Source organism: Methylosinus sp. R-45379, from assembly GCF_001644125.1.
Classification (GTDB): Bacteria; Pseudomonadota; Alphaproteobacteria; order Rhizobiales; family Beijerinckiaceae; genus Methylosinus.
This window is the reverse complement of sequence record NZ_LUUM01000236.1, coordinates 1-2,005: the sequence shown is the minus strand read 5'-3', so window position 1 is coordinate 2,005 and position 2,005 is coordinate 1. Positions and strand designations below refer to the sequence as shown.

The following is a 2,005-nucleotide window of genomic DNA, read 5'->3' as shown; positions in this document are numbered from 1 at the left end:
GTGCTGCGCATTTTCCTCGCAATCTGGTGACAGAGCGCCGCTCTGGTCTACGATTCCGTCATGCCGCGAATCGCCGAACGCGCGCCTGCCGACCCCGAACACGCCGCCGCGCCTGTGCCGACACGCGGTCGGCGCGCGACCTCGGCGCGGTCGAACCGCGCCTCGAACTCTGTAGAATAAAACGCTTTTCCAGGATGGCGCGCCAGCCCGACGCCACCGTCGCCCCTGCGGCTGCGACCTTCGCTGCCGGCGCCGCCCTCGCGCTCTTCGACCAGATCCTGCGCGGCGCCGATGTTCCGAGCGCCGCAAACAATGCTGATCACCCTCGCCTGCGGTCGGCAGGCCCCTGGTGTCCGCAGCCTACACACAGGCGCGATTCAGTTGGTATAATATGCCAACCCACGCGCAGGTTCTGCAGCAGATGAAACCGGTCGGCGAACTGGCGGGCCTTCGGAGCGCCCTGCCGGATGCCCTGGGCGTAAATTCCGCAGCGGTCGCGGCTCACGATCTCGATCTCTGGCCAGCGCGCAAGCCAATCCGCGGTCTCCTTGGCCGAGCGGGTCTCCATGACATCGGCGACGGTTCGGCGCTCCAGATCGACGATGACCGTCCCATAGGTAAAGCCTTTGCGCCAGCTCAGTCGTCGATCGCGATGACCCGTAGAGGAGCCGTGTCGGCGCGCTCACGAACATGGCGTCTCAGTTGGCCCAGGAGGGCGTTGTCGCTGAACGGCATGCCGAGCCGCGCCAGTAACCTTTCGCTCGGCAGACCGCCTGCAGCGTATCCGGACAGCCGAACGATCTCTTCGACCCGGACCGTGCGGCGCGCCATGGGAGCCGCGACCGAAGGCGCGTCGCCCGCATCGCGCCGGACGCAGACGTTCCACGAAGGTCTTGGAGCTGCACCGCTCATTTAGGCATCGCCAGCGTCCCAGACGCAGATCGAGCATGAGCGGCGTTCCCTTCAGACGCCGATGATGCCAGCCATGCCGAGATGTCGAAGGCTTGCCACAAACTGGACAGGATCGCTCGCCAGCGGCAGGCGCCGAAAGGACCCAGCCGCCGTCCAGCAATTCGATCTCTTCAACTTCGATTCCGGGATCAACAGACAGCTTGATTTTCTTTCGCATGCCTTCGCACGGAAGGCGTAACCTTGGCAATCAGCTCCCCGGAAAGTCACGAAGACCCTCGCGCTCTGCGAAATCCGTTAACTGCTGTTAACCGGGTTCGGAGCCCTGCCCGTTGACAGGATCGACTTGCAAGACGGGCGGCTTGCGACTATTATCGCCAAATTAACAGGGGTCTCGCCGCGTTCAGTGGAAATTTCATATAGGAATAATCCATGCGGACAGTGATTGAGAACATTAGGTCGCATCTCGACCTGCTGAGCCTGAACGAGCACCGCTTTTACGTCGAGTTCCGGCGTAGTCCGTTGCGAAAGGACGATTTGAAGAAATTCTGCCAGGAATATTATCTCTACATCCGCACCTTCCCCAAAATCCTCGCCGGCCTGTCGGGACGCGTCGACTCGGAGGATGTGCGCGTGCAATTGGCGAAGATTGTCGTGTCAGAGCTTGGCGGCGGCCATGGCCTCGCGCATTTCAAGCTGTTCGAGCGCGTGGTGGACGCTGCGGGAATCGAACTCGACGATTACACCACCTATGACTACAATCCGGAAACAACGGCTCTGGTGAGAGGGCTTGAAAAGATTTTTCTCGAAGACTCTCCCATTGCGGCGGTCGGCGGACATTACACTATCGAAGAAACCGGCCTGCCTATGTTGAATAATTTGTACGAAGGCTTTCGGAATTATCCCGGCATTGATGTGCGCGCGATGGAATATTTCCATCTGCATCTTTTCCTTGAAGCCGATCACGTTGATTGGATTGCGACGGCCGTCGAAAAGCTCGCGGACGACGACGGACATAAAGACCTTCTCGTTCAGGGCGGCGAGCAGGTGGCCGAACTGCTCAATAATTTCTGGAATGGGGTGAGGAGTACCCTTT

3 protein-coding genes are annotated in these 2,005 nt (G+C 60.2%); 1 reads left to right on the top strand and 2 read right to left on the bottom strand.

The window, feature by feature from the left end; genetic code table 11:
• Positions 1 to 319: 319 nt before the first annotated feature.
• Together A1351_RS10850 and A1351_RS10845 are read right to left on the bottom strand one after the other, a co-directional pair.
• Entirely contained in the window at positions 320 to 640 is a 321-nt protein-coding gene (locus tag A1351_RS10850; RefSeq protein WP_083967268.1) for a transposase, read from the bottom strand.
• On the bottom strand, positions 637 to 831 hold the full coding sequence (locus A1351_RS10845) for a hypothetical protein (RefSeq protein WP_064032959.1): 195 nt from the start codon (positions 829 to 831) through the stop codon (positions 637 to 639). The genes A1351_RS10850 and A1351_RS10845 overlap by 4 nt, the downstream gene beginning before the upstream one ends.
• Positions 832 to 1,341: 510 nt before the next feature.
• Between A1351_RS10845 and A1351_RS10840 the strand changes: the two genes are divergently transcribed.
• On the top strand, positions 1,342 to 2,005 hold a 664-nt coding region (locus A1351_RS10840; protein WP_157096254.1), incomplete at its 3' end, for a TenA family transcriptional regulator.

Coding starts and splice junctions, on each gene's coding strand:
- A1351_RS10845 (WP_064032959.1), bottom strand. CDS start 831: ATGGCGCGCCGCACGGTCCGGGTCGAAGAGATCGTTCGGCTGTCCGGA.